Origin of the sequence: Metapseudomonas otitidis (assembly GCF_900111835.1) — a bacterium.
Taxonomy (GTDB): Bacteria; Pseudomonadota; Gammaproteobacteria; order Pseudomonadales; family Pseudomonadaceae; genus Metapseudomonas; species Metapseudomonas otitidis.
The window spans coordinates 111,986-128,029 of the sequence record NZ_FOJP01000009.1 but is presented as its reverse complement, the minus strand read 5'-3'; the positions used below and the strand labels follow the sequence as shown (position 1 = coordinate 128,029).

The 16,044-nt window shown below is 69.2% G+C and carries 15 protein-coding genes; 9 read left to right on the top strand and 6 right to left on the bottom strand.

The window, feature by feature from the left end; translation table 11 throughout:
• Nucleotides 1-74: 74 nt before the first annotated feature.
• Nucleotides 75-986, bottom strand: a complete 912-nt coding sequence (locus BM198_RS13265) for a LysR substrate-binding domain-containing protein (protein WP_044401243.1) — start codon at nt 984-986, stop codon at nt 75-77.
• Nucleotides 987-1,116: 130 nt separating this feature from the next.
• Here BM198_RS13265 and amaB point away from each other — a divergent pair, with 130 nt between their 5' ends.
• The 9 genes from amaB to BM198_RS13220 all read left to right on the top strand — a co-directional run bounded on the left by amaB (nt 1,117) and on the right by BM198_RS13220 (nt 12,150).
• On the top strand, nt 1,117-2,607 hold the full coding sequence (amaB, locus tag BM198_RS13260; protein ID WP_074970500.1) for an L-piperidine-6-carboxylate dehydrogenase: 1,491 nt from the start codon (nt 1,117-1,119) through the stop codon (nt 2,605-2,607).
• A 33-nt stretch (nt 2,608-2,640) separates the two neighbouring features.
• Entirely contained in the window at nt 2,641-3,924 is a 1,284-nt protein-coding gene (amaA, locus tag BM198_RS13255) for an L-pipecolate oxidase (protein WP_074970498.1), read from the top strand.
• Between the two features lie 438 nt (nt 3,925-4,362).
• The gene (locus BM198_RS13250; protein WP_044401252.1) at nt 4,363-5,484 is read left to right on the top strand and encodes a branched-chain amino acid ABC transporter substrate-binding protein; all 1,122 of its coding nucleotides are present in this window, start codon (nt 4,363-4,365) and stop codon (nt 5,482-5,484) included.
• Nucleotides 5,485-5,759: 275 nt separating this feature from the next.
• Nucleotides 5,760-6,674, top strand: coding sequence for an ABC transporter permease subunit (locus BM198_RS13245; RefSeq protein ID WP_044401255.1), 915 nt, complete (start codon nt 5,760-5,762; stop codon nt 6,672-6,674).
• A 2-nt stretch (nt 6,675-6,676) separates the two neighbouring features.
• Entirely contained in the window at nt 6,677-7,954 is a 1,278-nt protein-coding gene (livM, locus tag BM198_RS13240) for a high-affinity branched-chain amino acid ABC transporter permease LivM (protein ID WP_044401258.1), read from the top strand.
• Nucleotides 7,951-8,826, top strand: coding sequence for an ATP-binding cassette domain-containing protein (locus BM198_RS13235; RefSeq protein ID WP_074970495.1), 876 nt, complete (start codon nt 7,951-7,953; stop codon nt 8,824-8,826). The genes livM and BM198_RS13235 overlap by 4 nt, the downstream gene beginning before the upstream one ends.
• A complete protein-coding gene (locus BM198_RS13230; RefSeq protein ID WP_074970493.1) occupies nt 8,823-9,539 on the top strand; it encodes an ABC transporter ATP-binding protein in 717 nt (238 codons plus the stop codon). Before BM198_RS13235 ends, BM198_RS13230 begins: the two co-directional genes overlap by 4 nt.
• A 96-nt stretch (nt 9,540-9,635) precedes the next feature.
• Entirely contained in the window at nt 9,636-10,565 is a 930-nt protein-coding gene (gene lhpI / locus BM198_RS13225) for a bifunctional Delta(1)-pyrroline-2-carboxylate/Delta(1)-piperideine-2-carboxylate reductase (protein ID WP_074970491.1), read from the top strand.
• 820 nt (nt 10,566-11,385) lie between these two features.
• Nucleotides 11,386-12,150, top strand: coding sequence for an SDR family oxidoreductase (locus BM198_RS13220; protein WP_044401270.1), 765 nt, complete (start codon nt 11,386-11,388; stop codon nt 12,148-12,150).
• On the opposite strand, the gene BM198_RS13215 is transcribed toward BM198_RS13220, so the two are convergent.
• From BM198_RS13215 to BM198_RS13195, 5 genes are all read right to left on the bottom strand, one after another.
• Nucleotides 12,128-13,042: a glycerophosphodiester phosphodiesterase family protein gene (locus BM198_RS13215; protein WP_074970489.1), complete on the bottom strand. Its 915-nt coding sequence runs from the start codon at nt 13,040-13,042 to the stop codon at nt 12,128-12,130. The two genes, BM198_RS13220 and BM198_RS13215, sit on opposite strands and share 23 nt — an antisense overlap.
• Nucleotides 13,043-13,322: 280 nt before the next feature.
• On the bottom strand, nt 13,323-13,772 hold the full coding sequence (locus tag BM198_RS13210; protein WP_044401276.1) for a BRO-N domain-containing protein: 450 nt from the start codon (nt 13,770-13,772) through the stop codon (nt 13,323-13,325).
• A 384-nt stretch (nt 13,773-14,156) separates the two neighbouring features.
• On the bottom strand, nt 14,157-14,729 hold the full coding sequence (locus tag BM198_RS13205) for a HupE/UreJ family protein (protein ID WP_074970487.1): 573 nt from the start codon (nt 14,727-14,729) through the stop codon (nt 14,157-14,159).
• An 18-nt stretch (nt 14,730-14,747) separates the two neighbouring features.
• On the bottom strand, nt 14,748-15,362 hold the full coding sequence (ureG, locus tag BM198_RS13200; protein ID WP_044401282.1) for an urease accessory protein UreG: 615 nt from the start codon (nt 15,360-15,362) through the stop codon (nt 14,748-14,750).
• Nucleotides 15,363-15,371: 9 nt separating this feature from the next.
• Nucleotides 15,372-16,043, bottom strand: a complete 672-nt coding sequence (locus tag BM198_RS13195; RefSeq protein WP_074970679.1) for an urease accessory protein UreF — start codon at nt 16,041-16,043, stop codon at nt 15,372-15,374.
• Nucleotide 16,044 lies beyond the last annotated feature (1 nt).

Sequence of the window (16,044 nt, the reverse complement as noted above, 5' to 3'; positions counted from 1 at the left end):
CTTCCAGCGGCGAGGACGATGGCGTTATCCAAGCAGCCGGGCGGGGGCGCGGCAAACGAAAAAAACCGCTGCATTCATTCCGTTTTTTCCTGATGGGGCGGTTCCAGCTGCTCGCGCATCCAGCGCACGAAATCGCGCACCTTGGGTACCTCGGCGGTGTGCTCGGGGTAGGCCAGGTAGTAGGCGTTGCGGCTGGGCATGGCGTGGTCCCAGGGGATCGCCAGCTTGCCCTCGGCCAGTTCCTCTTCCACCAGGAAGCGCGGCAGCAGGGCCACGCCGCAGCCGGCCTGGGCGGCGCGGATGCACATGTAGGAGGTGTCGAAGCGCGGCCCGTGGTAGCTGTGCTCGGTGTGCCGGCCCTGGCTCTGGAACCACTCGTGCCAGGCTTCCGGGCGGGTGGCGTTCTGCAGCAGCACCAGGCGGGTGAGCTGGGTGGGGTCGGTGAAGGGGGCCTCGGGCAGGGTGGAGGGGGCGCACACCGGCACCACCTCCTCGCTGAACAGGCGGATGCACTCGGCACCGGGCAGTGCGCCCTGGCCGAAGAACAGCGCCACGTCGGCGCGGCCCTGCACCAGCGCATCCGGCTCCAGCTCGTTGCGCACGTCCAGGTGGATGTTTGGGTGGCGCAGGCGCCAGCCCTTCAGGCGCGGGATCAGCCAGCGCGCGCCGAAGGTGGGCGGCGTCGCCACCCGCAGCACCTCGGTCTCGCCGCCGTAGGACAGCATGTAGTGGGTCGACATCTCTACCTGGGTGAGGATCTTGCGCACCTCGGCCAGGTACAGCGCACCCGCCGGGGTCAGCTGCAGGCGCCGGCGCACGCGGCGGAACAGCAGGTGCTGGAGCATGTCCTCCAGCTGCGCCACCTGCTTGCTCACGGCGCTCTGGGTCAGTGCCAGTTCTTCCGAAGCGCGGGTGAAGCTCAGGTGCCGGGCCACGGCCTCGAAGCATTGCAGGGCGGTGAGGGAGGGCATGTGGCGCTTGAGCATGGGCGGGTCCGGGCGGCTGGGGTTCATGAGCAAACGGAATGATATGTGGAGCAAAGGTCGTTTGTTGGCAAGCCCCCGGAGCGGCTAATACTGGCGCCGACCTTTCATCCCGTGCTTTCCAGGAGTTCCCATGGTTGCCGCATTGCTCGATCGCCTGGGCGTCGCCCCCGGCCTCTACCAGCAGGGCGATCACGCCGTGCACACCCCCATCGACGGCAGTGTCATCGGCCAGGTGCGGCTGCAGGGCCGTGACGAGGCGCGGGCCTGCATCGAGCGGGCCGATGCCGCCTTCCAGGCCTGGCGCCAGGTGCCGGCGCCGCGCCGGGGCGAGCTGCTGCGCCGCTTCGGCGAGGCGCTGCGGGCGCACAAGGCGGACCTCGGCGAGCTGGTCTCCTGGGAGGCCGGCAAGATCGCCCAGGAAGGCCTGGGCGAGGTGCAGGAGATGATCGACATCTGCGACTTCGCCGTCGGCCTGTCGCGCCAGCTCTACGGCCTGACCATCGCCTCCGAGCGGCCGGGCCACCACATGCGCGAGACCTGGCACCCGCTGGGTGTGGTCGGGGTGATCAGCGCCTTCAACTTCCCGGTGGCGGTGTGGTCGTGGAACGCCGCGCTGGCGCTGGTGTGCGGCAACAGCGTGGTGTGGAAGCCCTCGGAGAAGACCCCGCTCACCGCCCTGGCCTGCCAGGCGCTGTTCGAGCGCGTGGCCGCTGAGTTCACCGAGGCCCCGGCGCACCTCTGCCAGGTCCTGCTGGGTGCCCGCGAGGCCGGCGAGGCGCTGGTGGACGACCGTCGCGTGGCGCTGGTCAGCGCCACCGGCAGCACCCGCATGGGCCGCGAAGTGGCGCCCCGGGTGGCTGCGCGCTTCGGCCGCAGCATCCTCGAACTGGGCGGCAACAACGCGATGATCCTCGCCCCCAGCGCCGACCTCGACCTGGCGGTGCGGGCCATCCTCTTCAGCGCCGTCGGCACCGCCGGCCAGCGCTGCACCACCCTGCGCCGGCTGATCGCCCACGAGTCGGTGAAGGCCGAGATCGTCGAGCGCCTCAAGGTCGCCTATGCCCGCGTGCGCATCGGCCACCCGCTGGAGGGCAACCTGGTCGGCCCGCTGATCGACCGGGGCAGCTTCGAGGCCATGCAGGCCGCGCTGGACAAGGCCCGCGCCGAAGGCGGCACGGTGTTCGGCGGCGAGCGCCAGCTGGCCGAGCGCTACCCAGGCGGCTACTACGTGTCGCCGGCCATCGTCGAGATGCCGGGACAGACCGAGGTGGTGTGCCACGAGACCTTCGCGCCGATCCTCTACGTCATCGGCTACCGCGACTTCGACGAGGCGGTGGCGCTGAACAACGCCGTGCCCCAGGGCCTGTCGTCCTGCCTGTTCACCACCGACGTGCGCGAGGCGGAACGCTTCCAGTCGGCGGTGGGCAGCGACTGCGGCATCGCCAACGTCAACATCGGCCCCAGCGGGGCGGAGATCGGCGGCGCCTTCGGCGGCGAGAAGGAAACCGGCGGTGGCCGCGAATCCGGCTCCGACGCCTGGAAGGCCTACATGCGCCGGCAGACCAACACCGTGAACTATTCCCACGAGCTGCCGCTGGCCCAGGGCATCACCTTCGATTGAGCGGGTCGCTACACCGGCCCTGAGGAGTCGTGCATGTCCCTGCGTTCGTCCTGTCTCTGGGAGTCCGTGACACCGGCGTTGCCCGAGGCCGCCGCGCTGTCCGGCGAGGTCCGGGCCGACGTCTGCGTCATCGGTGGCGGCATCACCGGCCTGAACGCCGCCCTGCGCCTGCTGGAGGCGGGGCGCCGGGTGTGCGTGCTGGAGGCCCATGAAGCGGGCCACGGCGGCTCCGGGCGCAACGTCGGGCTGGTCAACGCCGGCCTGTGGATTCCGCCGGACGACATCGTCGCCGGGCTCGGCGAGGCGGTCGGCGAGCGCCTCAACCGCACCCTTGGCGGCGCCCCGGCCCAGGTGTTCGAGGTGATCGAACGCTACGGCATCGACTGCCAGCTGCGCCGCGAAGGCACCCTGCACATGGCCCACAACGCCCGTGGCCAGGCCGACCTCGCCAGCCGCTGTGCCCAGTGGCAGCGGCGTGGCGCTCCGGTGGAGCTGCTCACCGGCCAGGCCTGCCGCGATGCCACCGGCACCGACCGCATCGCGGCGGCCCTGCTGGACCGCCGCGCCGGCACCCTCAACCCCATGGGCTACACCCGGGGGCTGGCGCGGGCGGTGGTGGGGCTGGGCGGCCAGTTGTTCCACCACAGCGCGGTGAACCGGCTGGAGCGCCAGGGCTCGCTCTGGTGCGTCGCCACCGAGCGCGGCACCGTGATGGCGCCCCAGGTGGTCATCGCCTCCAACGCCTACACCGAAGGGGAATGGACCGAGCTGCGCCGCCACTTCTTCCCCGGCTTCTATTACCAGGTGGCCTCGGCGCCGCTCACCGGCGAGGCCGCCGCGCGCATCCTGCCGGGCGGGCAGGGCTCCTGGGACACCCGCCAGGTGCTCAGCAGCATCCGCCGCGACGCCGAGGGCCGCCTGCTGCTGGGCAGCCTGGGCAATGGCGCGCAGAAGCCGCTGTGGTTCCTCAAGGCCTGGGCCGACCGCATCCAGGGCCACTACTTCCCCTACCTGGGCAAGGTGGAGTGGACCCACACCTGGACCGGCTGCATCGCCTTCACCCCGGACCACCTGATGCGCCTGTTCGAGCCAGCCCCCGGGCTGGTGGCGGTCACCGGCTACAACGGCCGGGGCGTCACCACCGGCACCGTGGTCGGGCGCGCCTTCGCCGACTACCTGCTGGGCGCCTCGCCGGATGCCCTGCCGATGCCCTTCCAGCCGATGACGCCGGTGGCCGCCGTGGGCCTGCGCAGCGGCCTGTACGAGCTGGGCTTCTCCCTCTACCACGCCGGGCAGTGCCTGCGGGTGGTCATCTGATGGGCCACCGCCCCGACCGCCCGGCCGGGCGCGGTGCGGCCTCTTCGCGACAGCGGCACGCCGAGCCGGGCCTTCGCCCGGCCTGCGACGCCGTGTCCATCACACTGTCGGCAATCCGGACCGCCGCCCGGGCGGTCATGCACTAGCCTGTATTGGTGCGCGAGCCCGCCGCCCGCGCACCAGGCGTGTGCACTTCGGTGACAGTGGCAGTTACCAGGGGTTGCGCTTGCGGCGCCGGGGGTTGCTATTGCCTGGCGAGTGCCCGGAAGGAGGGGTGCTGCCGGGTTGCACCTTTGTCCGGAGGCGGGTTGCACATTGCCGTTCCAGACGGTTCGGAGGGCTGTACGACGTTTTTTCAGGACGCGCAAAAACGAGTGGCACGGCGCTTGCTGAAGTAACCGCTGCCAACACATAACCCCCCTCAGGAGCACAACTCCCATGCCTCACAAGTCTTTCAAGAAAGGTGTTCTGGCTGTTGCGGTTTCCAGTGTTATGAGTCTGTCTTCCCTGGCGTTCGCCGACGTGGTGATCGGCGTGGCCGGTCCGCACACCGGCGCCAACGCCTCCTTCGGCGAGCAGTACTGGCGTGGCGCGAGCCAGGCCGCCGAGGACATCAATGCCGCCGGTGGGGTCAACGGCGAGAAGATCAAGCTGGTCAAGGCGGACGACGCCTGCGAACCGAAGCAGGCCGTGGCCGTGGCCAACCGCCTGGTGGACCAGGACAAGGCCATCGGCGTGGTCGGGCACTTCTGCTCCTCCTCCACCATCCCGGCGTCGGAGGTCTACGACGAGGCGGGCATCATCGCCATCACCCCCGGCTCCACCAACCCGCAGGTCACCGAGCGCGGCCTGTCCGGCATGTTCCGCATGTGCGGCCGTGACGACCAGCAGGGTATCGTCGCCGGCGACTACATCGTCGACGTGCTCAAGGCCACCAAGGTGGCGATCGTCCACGACAAGGACACCTACGGCCAGGGCCTGGCCGACGCCACCAAGGCGCAGCTGGCCAAGCGCGGCGTGAAGGAGGTGCTGTACGAGGGCCTGACCCGTGGCGAGAAGGACTTCAACGCCCTGGTCACCAAGATCCGCGCCAGCGGGGCGGAAGTGGTCTACTTCGGCGGCCTGCACCCCGAGGCCGGCCCGCTGGTCCGGCAGATGCGCGAGCAGGGCCTGACCGCCAAGTTCCTCTCCGGCGACGGCATCGTCACCGACGAGCTGGTCACCACCGCCGGCGGCCCGCAGTACGTCAAGGGCGTGCTGATGACCTTCGGCGCCGACCCGCGCAAGATCGCCGACGGTGCCGCCGTGATCGAGAAGTTCCGCGCCAACGGCTTCGAGCCGGAAGGCTACACCCTCTACTCCTACGCCTCCCTGCAGGCCCTGGCCGCGGCCTTCAACGGGGCCGGTGCCAACGATGCGGCCAAGGCGTCCGCCTGGCTGAAGTCGCACCCGGTGCAGACCGTGATGGGCAAGAAGGAGTGGGATGCCAAGGGCGACCTGAAGGTATCCGACTACGTGATCTACGAGTGGGATGACCAAGGGAAGTACCACCAGCAGTAAGCGCCGGCCGGGAACGGCCGCGCGCCGGCCCGGCGGTGTCCACGACGCCGCCCGGCCTTCGAGCGACCGATCCCCGGCGTAATGGCTCGGCCGGCCCGCCAGGCGCCACCCGCACCTGGCCGGCCGGTGTGTTCCGGGTCCCGCTCGAATCCCACCTGCTTGTGCCGCGCAGGCGACTGCCCGACGTAACACGGCGATTCAGTGGCACCCGTCCGATTTCACTCGCGGGGGCTGGCCGAACCCAAGGCCCGTCCTCCAGAAGACGAGACTGATCAATGGACGGCATCTTCCTGCAACAGCTGATCAACGGCCTGACCCTCGGGTCGGTCTACGGGCTCATCGCCATCGGCTACACCATGGTTTACGGCATCATCGGCATGATCAACTTCGCCCACGGCGAGGTGTACATGATCTCCGCCTACCTCTCGGCCATCGGCCTCGCGCTGCTGGCCTTCTTCGGGCTCGAATCCTTCCCGCTGCTGATCCTCGGTACCTTGCTGTTCACCATCGCGGTGACCGGCATCTACGGCTTCGTGATCGAGCGCATCGCCTACAAGCCGCTGCGCAACTCCACGCGCCTGGCACCGCTGATCTCCGCCATCGGCATGTCGCTGATCCTGCAGAACTACGTGCAGCTGGCCCAGGGCGCCCGCCAGCAGGGCGTGCCCACGCTGCTGGACGGCGCGCTGAAGTTCCACGTCGGCGAGGGCTTCGTGCAGCTCACCTACACCAAGGTGTTCATCCTGGTGGCCGCCTTCATCGGCATGGGCGTGCTCACCTACGTGATCCAGCGCACCAAGCTCGGGCGCATGTGCCGCGCCACCCAGCAGGACCGCAAGATGGCCTCGATCCTCGGCATCAACACCGACCGGGTGATCTCCTACGTGTTCGTCATCGGCGCTGCCATGGCCGCGCTGGCCGGCGTGCTGATCACCATGAACTACGGCACCTTCGACTTCTATGCCGGCTTCATCATCGGCATCAAGGCGTTCACCGCCGCGGTGCTCGGCGGCATCGGCTCGCTGCCCGGCGCGATGCTCGGCGGGATCATCCTCGGGGTCGCGGAGGCGCAGTTCTCCGGGATGGTCAATACCGACTACAAGGACGTCTTCAGCTTCTCCCTGCTGGTGCTGATCCTGATCTTCCGTCCCCAGGGCCTGCTCGGCCGCCCGCACGTCGCCAAGGTGTAAGCATGTCTTCTGCCTCCAAGATCGATATCAAGAAGAGCCTGGTGGACGCCATCGTCGCCGGCCTGCTGGCGCTGATCGTGTTCGGCCCCATCGTCGGGGTGGTGCTCGACGGCTACAGCTTCAACCTGCAGCCGGAGCGCGTCGCCTGGATGGTCGGCGCCGTGGTGGTCGGCCGCTTCCTCCTCAGCCTGTACCTGCAGAGCGCCGGCGGTTCCGGCCTGCTGGAGCGCTTCGAACGCGGCGGCTCCGGCGTCCACGTGCTGCCGCCGGACCACCGCAGCGCGATGCGCTGGGTGCTGCCGCTGGTGATCGTCGCCGCGGTGATCTTCCCCTTCTTCGCCAGCAAGTACCTGCTCACCGTGGTCATCCTCGGGCTGATCTACGTGCTGCTGGGCCTGGGGCTGAACATCGTGGTCGGCCTCGCCGGCCTGCTCGACCTCGGCTACGTGGCCTTCTACGCCATCGGCGCCTACGGCCTGGCGCTGGGCTACGAGCACCTGGGGCTGGGCTTCTGGAGCGTGCTGCCGCTGGCCGCCCTGGCCGCTGCCCTGGCCGGGGCCATCCTCGGCTTCCCGGTGTTGCGCATGCACGGCGACTACCTGGCCATCGTCACCCTCGGCTTCGGCGAGATCATCCGCCTGGTGCTGAACAACTGGCTGAGCTTCACCGGCGGTCCCAACGGCATGTCGGTGCCGTCGCCGACCTTCTTCGGCCTGGAGTTCGGCCGGCGGGCCAAGGACGGGGGGACGCCGATCCACGAGTTCCTCGGCATCGCCTACAACCCCAACCTGAAGTTCCTGTTCATCTACGTGGTGCTGTTCCTGGTGGTGCTGCTGGTGCTCTACATCAAGCACCGCCTCACCCGCATGCCCGTCGGGCGGGCCTGGGAGGCGCTGCGCGAGGATGAGATCGCCTGCCGCTCCCTGGGCCTCAACCACGTGCTGGTGAAGCTCTCCGCCTTCATGCTCGGCGCCTCCACCGCGGGCCTGGCCGGGGTGTTCTTCGCCAGCTACCAGGGCTTCGTGAACCCCTCGTCCTTCACCTTCTTCGAGTCGGCGCTGATCCTCGCCATCGTGGTGCTCGGCGGCATGGGCTCCACCGTCGGCGTGGTGATCGCCGCGTTCGTGCTGACCATCGCCCCGGAGATGCTGCGCAGTTTCGCCGACTACCGGGTGCTGATGTTCGGCATCCTCATGGTGGTGATGATGATGTGGCGGCCGCGCGGGCTGATCCGCATCAGCCGTGCCGGTTTCGCCCCGCGCAAAGGAGTCGCGCCATGAGCCAGGACACCATCCTCAGCGTGCGCAACCTGATGATGCACTTCGGCGGCATCAAGGCCCTCAACGACGTCAGCCTGGACATCCAGCGCCATTCCATCTCGGCGCTGATCGGCCCCAACGGCGCCGGCAAGACCACGGTGTTCAACTGCCTCACCGGCTTCTACAAGGCCACCGGCGGCAGCATCCTGCTGGACGCCCGGGGCACCTCCACCGACGTCATCCAGGTGCTCGGCGAGCCCTTCCAGCCCACCGACTTCGTCAACCCGGCGCGCTTCGGCAGCCGCCTCTACTACAAGATGTTCGGCGGCACCCACCTGGTGAACCGCGCCGGGCTCGCGCGCACCTTCCAGAACATCCGCCTGTTCCGGGAGATGTCGGTGGTGGAGAACCTGCTGGTGGCCCAGCACATGTGGGTCAACCGCAACCTGCTGGCCGGCGTGCTCAACACCCCGGGCTTCCGCCGCGCCGAGCAGGAGGCCCTGGACCACGCCTTCTACTGGCTGGAGGTGGTGGACCTCACCGACTGCGCCAACCGCCTGGCCGGCGAACTCTCCTACGGCCAGCAGCGCCGCCTGGAGATCGCCCGCGCCATGTGCACCCGGCCGCAGCTGATCTGCCTGGACGAACCCGCCGCCGGTCTCAACCCGGCGGAAACCGAGGCGCTCAGCCGGATCATCCGCACGCTGCGCGACGAACACCAACTGACCGTACTGTTGATCGAGCACGACATGGGCATGGTGATGAGCATTTCCGACCACATCGTGGTGCTGGACCACGGCGTGGTGATCGCCCAGGGCGGCCCCGATGCGATCCGCAACGACCCGAAGGTGATCGCCGCCTACCTGGGCGCCGACGAGGAGGAGGTCGCATGAGTGCCCCCCTGCTCGAATTCAAGGACGTCGATGTCTTCTACGGGCCCATCCAGGCCCTGCGCCAGGTCAGCCTGCACATCAACGAAGGGGAGACGGTGAGCCTCATCGGCGCCAACGGGGCCGGCAAGTCCACCCTGCTGATGTCGATCTTCGGCCAGCCCCGCGCGGCTGCCGGGCAGATCCTCTACCAGGGCGTCGACATCACCCGCAAATCGCCGCACTACGTGGCCTCCAACGGCATCGCCCAGTCCCCCGAGGGGCGCCGCGTGTTCCCCGACATGAGCGTGGAGGAGAACCTGCTGATGGGCACCATCCCCATCGGCACCGCCCACGCCGACGAGGACATGCAGCGCATGTTCGACCTCTTCCCCCGGCTCAAGGAGCGGCGCAACCAGCGGGCCATGACCATGTCCGGCGGCGAGCAGCAGATGCTCGCCATCGCCCGTGCGCTGATGAGCCGCCCCAGGCTGCTGCTGCTGGACGAGCCCTCCCTCGGGCTCGCGCCCATCGTGGTCAAGCAGATCTTCCAGACCCTGCGGGAGCTGGCGAAGAGCGGCATGACCATCTTCCTCGTGGAGCAGAACGCCAACCACGCGCTGAAGCTTTCCGACCGCGCCTACGTGATGGTCACCGGGGAGATCCGCATGAGCGGCACCGGCGAGGAACTCCTGGGCAACCAGGAGGTGCGCAACGCCTACCTCGGCGGCCACTAGCCCGCCGTCACCCACGCCGCCACCCGGGCCACCGGGGGCGGCTGCCCCTGGAACGCGGCCACCGGCAGGGTGGCCGTGCCGGCAAAGGAGCGCGTCATGTCCAGCATCCGTTTCTTCACCAATGCCGAGGTCGCGGCGACCCTGGCCTATCCCGCACTCATCGAAGCCTTGCGCCAGGGCCTGGCGCAGCCCGCCGAGGCGCCGGTGCGCGCCTGCCACGCCCTGCCGCAGGACGCCTCGCTGCTGTGCATGCCGGTGTGGCGTGCCGGGCAGGGCGTCGGCGTGAAGCTGGTGACGGTGTTCCCCGGCAACGGCGCCCAGGGCCTGCCCGCCGTGGCGGCGGTGTTCGCCCTGTTCGACGACGTCACCGGGCAGCCCCTGGCCCTGCTCGAAGCCTCCGAACTCACCGCCCGGCGCACCGCCTGCACCTCGGCCCTGGCGGCCGATCACCTGGTACGCGCCGACGCCGAGCGCCTGCTGGTGGTGGGCACCGGCACCCTGGCGCGGCACATGGTGCGGGCCCATGCCTGCGTGCGCGGCTACCGCCGCATCGAACTCTGGGGCCGTGACGCGGGCAAGGCGGCGGCGTTGGCCACCGCACTGCGCGACGAGGGCTACCCGGTGCAGGCGGTCGGCGACCTGGCCAGCGCCGTGGCCACGGCGGACTGCATCAGCTGCGTCACCACCTCCCGCGAGCCGCTGGTGCGGGGCGAATGGCTGCTCCCCGGCACCCACCTCGACCTGGTCGGCGCCTTCCTGCCGAGCATGCGGGAGACCGACTCCGCCGCCGTGGGCCGCGCCCGTGTGGTGGTGGACACCCGCGAAGGCGCGCTGGAGGAAGCCGGCGACCTGCTGTTCGCCATGGCCGACGGCGCCTTCGACGCCGACCGCCTCGACACCGAGCTGCGCGACCTGCTCGCCGGACGCGGCGCCCGACGCGATGCCACGGAGATCACCCTGTTCAAGTCGGTGGGCTATGCCCTGGAAGACCTGGTGGCCGCGCGGGTGCTGTTGGCCGGCGCCTGAGCCAGGCGCTCCACCGGCCCACCAGGCGGGGTCAGGGCGAGCGCCAATGGTGGATGGAAAGAGCGCCATCCAAGGCGCACAGAGCCTGTCCGTAGGATGCGGTGAGCTCAGCGAACCGCATCGATGCCCGTCCGTGGCGGCCATGTAGGGTGGCCGGGCGGCGTTCCGCTTCAGCCCACCAGCGGTGGTCAGTGTGGGCTGAAGCCCTCCCTACGGCACCGCACGCTTCCTGGACGAATGAATGCACCCCTACCGGCGGCAGGCGGGCGCCTCGCGCTGCTCACAAAATCTGTGGGCCGGGCTGTTGAAAACATGTGGGCAGCTGGCTGCCGGGCCCGACCGGCGGTCGCCCGCGTCGCTTGCTCGGGATTCGTACAGCCAGGCTTTTTTTAAGCAGAACAGTTGCTTGCGCGCGGGCCTTGAAGTGCCCTGGCAGTTATCCCCGTGACCTGTGGATAACTGTGTGGGCAAGCTCTGGAGCCCTGGCCGGCAGCCCCTGCCGTCGGGGCGCCGGGCAGGCTGCTCGAAAAATCACCAGAAGCGCCGGAAGGATTCCCTGGAGGCCTCGTGGTTGCTGGCGTTCACGAATAAAGGCGAACAGCCGGGCCGGCGTGTCCAGGCCCGCTGGAGTTGTCCCCACGATCTGTGGAACAGCCTGTGGCCTGCCTGTGGAAAACCTGGGGGCGGATGGCGCAATCCCACGCCCTGCAAGGGCCCGTTGGCGGCCGCCTGGAAATCCGCCACGGGCTAGGAGAACCCGCCCGCTTTCTGGCACTGTGGGCGCCCCGTGACATAGCCCGCCCCAGCGAGGAGAGATTCCATGACATCCACCCTGTTCATCACCGGCGCCACCTCCGGGTTCGGCGAAGCCTGTGCCCGTCGCTTCGCCCAGGCGGGCTGGAAGCTGGTTATCACCGGTCGCCGCGAAGACCGCCTGAAGGCCCTGGCCGCCGAACTCTCGGCCCACACCGAGGTGCTGCCGCTGACCGTGGACGTGCGCGACCGCCAGGCCATGGAAGCCGCCATCGCCGGCCTGCCCGCCCAGTTCGACCGCCTGCAGGGGCTGATCAACAACGCCGGCCTGGCCCTGGGCACCGACCCGGCGCCCAAGTGCAGCCTGGATGACTGGGACACCATGGTGGACACCAACATCAAGGGCCTGCTCTACAGCACCCGCCTGCTGCTGCCGCGCCTGATCGCCCACGGCCGGGGCGCCGGCATCGTCAATCTCGGCTCCATCGCCGGCACCTACCCCTATCCGGGCAGCCACGTGTACGGCGGCACCAAGGCCTTCGTCCGGCAGTTCTCGCTGAACCTGCGCAACGACCTGGTGGGCACCGGGGTGCGCGTCACCGACATCGAGCCGGGCCTGTGCGAGAGCGAGTTCTCCCTGGTGCGCTTCGGCGGCGACCAGGCGCGCTATGACGCCACCTATGCCGGGGCCGAGCCGATCCAGCCGCAGGACATCGCCGAGACCATCTTCTGGGTGATGAACCAGCCGGCCCACATCAACATCAACACCCTGGAGCTGATGCCGGTGAGCCAGACCTGGGCCGGCTTCGCTATCGATCGTTCAGCGAAGTGAGGCGGGTCGACCGCCCCAGCAGCTGCAGGGCGCGGTCGGGGTAGTCGGTGATCAGCGCCTGGGCGCCCATGTCCAGCAGGCGCTGCATCACCGGTTGTTCGTTGATGGTCCACATCTGCACGCTCAGCCCGCGCTCGCGGGCGCTGCGCATCATCGACGGCGTGGCGAGCTGCATCCCGGCGTGTTCCTCGGGGATCTGCAGGGCCTCGTAGGAGGGGCTCAGCAGGCGTTCCAGGCCGAGGCTCTGCAGCACCACCAGCAGCTTCACCGAGGTCGGCCCAGCCGAGGTGGCCACACCGGGGCAGACGCTGCGGAAGTGCGTGAGGCTGCGCTCGTAGAAGCTGCCGACGATGACCCGGTCGCGCTGCCCGGCCTGCTGCAGGGCGCTGCACAGGCGTTCTTCCAGCCCCACGTCGGGCACCTTGATCTCGATGACCTTGGCCACCTGCGGGAAGCCCTGCAGCACCGCGTCGAGGGTGGGGATGCGCACACCCTGGCCCCGGTAGGGGTGGCTCTCGCCGCCGTCGGCGGTCCAGCGGTAGCCGGCGTCCAGCGCCTGCACCTGCGCGAGGCTGAGGGCGGCCACCGCGCCGCTGCCCTCGGTGGTACGGTCCACGGTGGCGTCATGCAGCACCACCACCTGGCCGTCGGCGGTCAGGCGCAGGTCCATCTCCAGCATGTCCACCCCCAGCGCGGCCGCGCGCTCGAAGGCGAACAGGGTGTTCTCCGGCCACAACCCTCGGCCGCCGCGATGGGCGATCACCAGCGGGTGGTCCCCCAGCCCGGCGAGCACCGCCGGCCGCTCCACCGGGCGACTGGTCAGCGCCATGCCCAGCAGGGCGATGGCCAGGAGGCAGAGCGGAACGAGGCAGAACCGGGCAAAGCGTTTCATGGGGCTTCCATTTCGATGAAGACGGGCGTGCCGAATCAGACCCGGCGACTATGACAAAGACATGAAAGCGCCGCGAGTGGCGAGGTGTCCCAGGGGCCCCGCGTGTGGGGGGCGGGGCCGGGGCTGCCCACATAAACGGTGGGCCAGCCTGTGGGTATCTTCTGGGTAGATTGCTGCAGGCCTTGCGTTCCGTGGGCTGCCGAATGGCGGACGATTTTTCGCCAGGAGAAGCTATTCAGCTTTGGAGTTGCCCCGTGCGCACGGGGCAACTTGGGGGCATCTACTGGGTCAGATGGCGAGGTACGTCTTCCCAGTGCATCCACAGCTCGCCTTGCCACTCCAGCAGCGATAGCCGTTGGTTCTGCCAACCGATCATCACGCGTCGAGGCGCGTAGAGCCCTGCGTTGTTTTGGTCACGGAGGGTGGGGATTACCTCACGGGTCAGCCACTCATCGAGGTGATGGGTTTCCGGATGGCCAAAACGGATAAGTGCCTTGTAGAGCCCGGCTTCGTTCATGACATCGACAATCTCTTCGCTACCTGTTCGGTAGGTCAGTCGTACGCGCTGTGTTTCATGTGCACGAAGACGCCTGTGCAACGAATGCGGGTGGTGCAGGCCCAGCAAGCGGGCGAAGTCGTAGGTGCTGAACCAGGGCTGGTTGTCGATCATCACGCCGCGCAATGGACGCTTATGGCGGATGAAAGTGATGGGGATGTATGCATCTTCCATGGCAAGACTCCGTTTGCAGTTCTCCGCCTCCATCCCTTGTCGTCGTCAAAGGGTGGAGGATCGCGTGGGGTTGACGAACCGGGCAAACGGAGCCGGCAGACCACAAGGGTCTCCCCACGCGATCCGCCATTACAGGCTGCAGCCAGAAAAACTGCATGCCAGCCAGGACTCGCGGAGAGCGTACGCCGCTCTCCACTTGTCCCGTAGGCGCTATCGCGCCGTTTGCTTCAGGTCGTCAAACCCGGTCGCGGCGTTTGCCGCGACCGGGCGAACTTAGGAGCCCTGCGGGCCAGGAACAAGCTCAGGAAAGCGGTTTCAGAAAATTCCTCATGCTCATGGCAATGGTGAGATGGGGCCGGCCTGTACTTCCTGGGGGCGAGCCTTTCAGCCCGCCAGCAACCAGGCCCCGGCGACGGCCGAGGCGCCGCCGGCGATGCGTACCAGGGGCGCGGCGGCCAGGGGCAGGGTGCGCACCAGGGCGTAGCCGATGGCATGCAGGGCGGCGGTAGCGGCGACGAAGCCGGCGGCGTAGCCCCAGGGGCTGGCCAGCTCCGGCAGCTCCAGGCCGTGGGCGACGCCGTGGGCCAGGGCGAACAGGGCGGTCATGGTCACGGCGACGGCCATCGGCGGGCGCACGGCCACGGCCACCAGCAGGCCGAGGGCGAGCACGGAGGCGGCGATGCCGGTTTCCATGAAGGGCAGCTGCAGGCCCTGGAAGCCCAGCAGACCGCCGAGCAGCAGGGTGGCGACGAAGGTCAGCGGCAGGGCCCAGCGGGCACGGCCCTGTTGCTGGGCGGCCCAGAGGCCGACGGCGAGCATGGCCAGCAGGTGGTCGAGGCCGGTCACCGGGTGGGCGACGCCGGCCATCAGCCCGGAGTGGTCATGCCCGGCGTGGGCGAAGGCCAGTGCCGGGGTGCAGAACAGGGCGAGGGCGAAGAGGGATTTGCGCAGGTTCATGGGGGCTCCTTGTGGGGGTCAGGCTGCGCCGAGCAGGCCCTGTTTTTCGATGAAGGCGATGATGTCGTCCAGGCCCTGGCCGACCTTCTGGTTGCTGAACACGAAGGGCCGCTCGCCGCGCATCTTGCGGGCGTCGCGTTCCATCACCTCCAGCGAGGCACCGACCATGGGCGCCAGGTCGATCTTGTTGATCACCAGCAGGTCGGACTTGCAGATGCCGGGGCCGCCCTTGCGCGGCAGCTTGTCGCCGGCGGAGACGTCGATCACGTAGAGGGTCAGGTCCGATAGCTCGGGGCTGAAGGTGGCGGAGAGGTTGTCGCCGCCGGATTCCACCAGGATCAGGTCCAGGCCCGGGAAGCGGCGGTTGAGCTGGTCCACCGCCTCCAGGTTGATGGAGGCGTCCTCGCGGATGGCGGTGTGCGGGCAGCCGCCGGTCTCCACGCCGATGATGCGCTCGGGCTCCAGGGCCTCGTTGCGCACCAGGAACTGGGCGTCTTCCTGGGTGTAGATGTCGTTGGTCACCACGGCGATGTTGTAGCGCTCGCGCAGGGCACGGCAGAGGGCGAGGGTGAGGGCGGTCTTGCCGGAGCCGACGGGGCCGCCGATGCCGACGCGCAGGGGTTGGCTGTTCATGGTGCTCTCCTAGGAACGGAACAGGCGGCTGTACTGGCGCTCGTGCGCCATGCTCGCCAGGGCCAGGCCGAAAGCGGCGCTGCCCCGTGGGTGGGAAGGGGGTGTGCGGGCGGCCAGGCTCGCGGCCTGGAGGCTCGGCAGCAGGTGCGAGGTGAGGCGCTGGGCGGCCTGCTGGCCCAGGGGCAGGGTCTTCATCAGCACAGCCAGCTGGTTCTCCAGCCAGCCCCAGAGCCAGGCGCCAAGGGCCTCGTCGGGGCGGATGCGCCAGGCGCGGGCGGCCAGCGCCCAGGCGACGCCGAGGGTGGGTTCGCCCTGGCGGGCCAGGGCGTCGCGGGCCGGGGCATCCAGCTCGGGCAGGCCCTCCAGCAGCTGTTGCAGGGAGTAGCCCATCTGCCGGCATTCCAGGTGCAGTTCGCGGGTCTCGCGGCTGGCGCGCTGCTCGGCGCCCAGTTGCAGCAGGCGCGCCCAGTCCTCGTCGGCGGCGGCCTGGCAGAGGTCGAGCAGCATGGGCGCTTCGAAGCGGGCGAGGTTGAGGCGCAGCTGGTCGTCCAGCCAGCGCCGGGCGCTTTCGGTGTCGTGCACCTGGCCCTGGTCCACGGCCATCTCCAGCCCCTGGGAATAGCTGTAGCCGCCGATGGGCAGCTGGGGGCTGGCCAGGCGCAGCAGTTGCCAGGCGCCCAGG

Excerpts from the sequence above, each read along its gene's own strand:
- BM198_RS13230 (WP_074970493.1), top strand. The coding sequence starts at position 8,823 with ATGAGTGCCCCCCTGCTCGAATTCAAGGACGTCGATGTCTTCTACGGG.
- lhpI (WP_074970491.1), top strand. The coding sequence starts at position 9,636 with ATGTCCAGCATCCGTTTCTTCACCAATGCCGAGGTCGCGGCGACCCTG.
- BM198_RS13265 (WP_044401243.1), bottom strand. The coding sequence starts at position 986 with ATGCTCAAGCGCCACATGCCCTCCCTCACCGCCCTGCAATGCTTCGAG.
- amaB (WP_074970500.1), top strand. The coding sequence starts at position 1,117 with ATGGTTGCCGCATTGCTCGATCGCCTGGGCGTCGCCCCCGGCCTCTAC.
- BM198_RS13205 (WP_074970487.1), bottom strand. The coding sequence starts at position 14,729 with ATGAACCTGCGCAAATCCCTCTTCGCCCTCGCCCTGTTCTGCACCCCG.
- BM198_RS13215 (WP_074970489.1), bottom strand. The coding sequence starts at position 13,042 with ATGAAACGCTTTGCCCGGTTCTGCCTCGTTCCGCTCTGCCTCCTGGCC.
- ureG (WP_044401282.1), bottom strand. The coding sequence starts at position 15,362 with ATGAACAGCCAACCCCTGCGCGTCGGCATCGGCGGCCCCGTCGGCTCC.
- BM198_RS13235 (WP_074970495.1), top strand. The coding sequence starts at position 7,951 with ATGAGCCAGGACACCATCCTCAGCGTGCGCAACCTGATGATGCACTTC.
- amaA (WP_074970498.1), top strand. The coding sequence starts at position 2,641 with ATGTCCCTGCGTTCGTCCTGTCTCTGGGAGTCCGTGACACCGGCGTTG.
- livM (WP_044401258.1), top strand. The coding sequence starts at position 6,677 with ATGTCTTCTGCCTCCAAGATCGATATCAAGAAGAGCCTGGTGGACGCC.
- BM198_RS13245 (WP_044401255.1), top strand. The coding sequence starts at position 5,760 with ATGGACGGCATCTTCCTGCAACAGCTGATCAACGGCCTGACCCTCGGG.
- BM198_RS13220 (WP_044401270.1), top strand. The coding sequence starts at position 11,386 with ATGACATCCACCCTGTTCATCACCGGCGCCACCTCCGGGTTCGGCGAA.
- BM198_RS13210 (WP_044401276.1), bottom strand. The coding sequence starts at position 13,772 with ATGGAAGATGCATACATCCCCATCACTTTCATCCGCCATAAGCGTCCA.
- BM198_RS13250 (WP_044401252.1), top strand. The coding sequence starts at position 4,363 with ATGCCTCACAAGTCTTTCAAGAAAGGTGTTCTGGCTGTTGCGGTTTCC.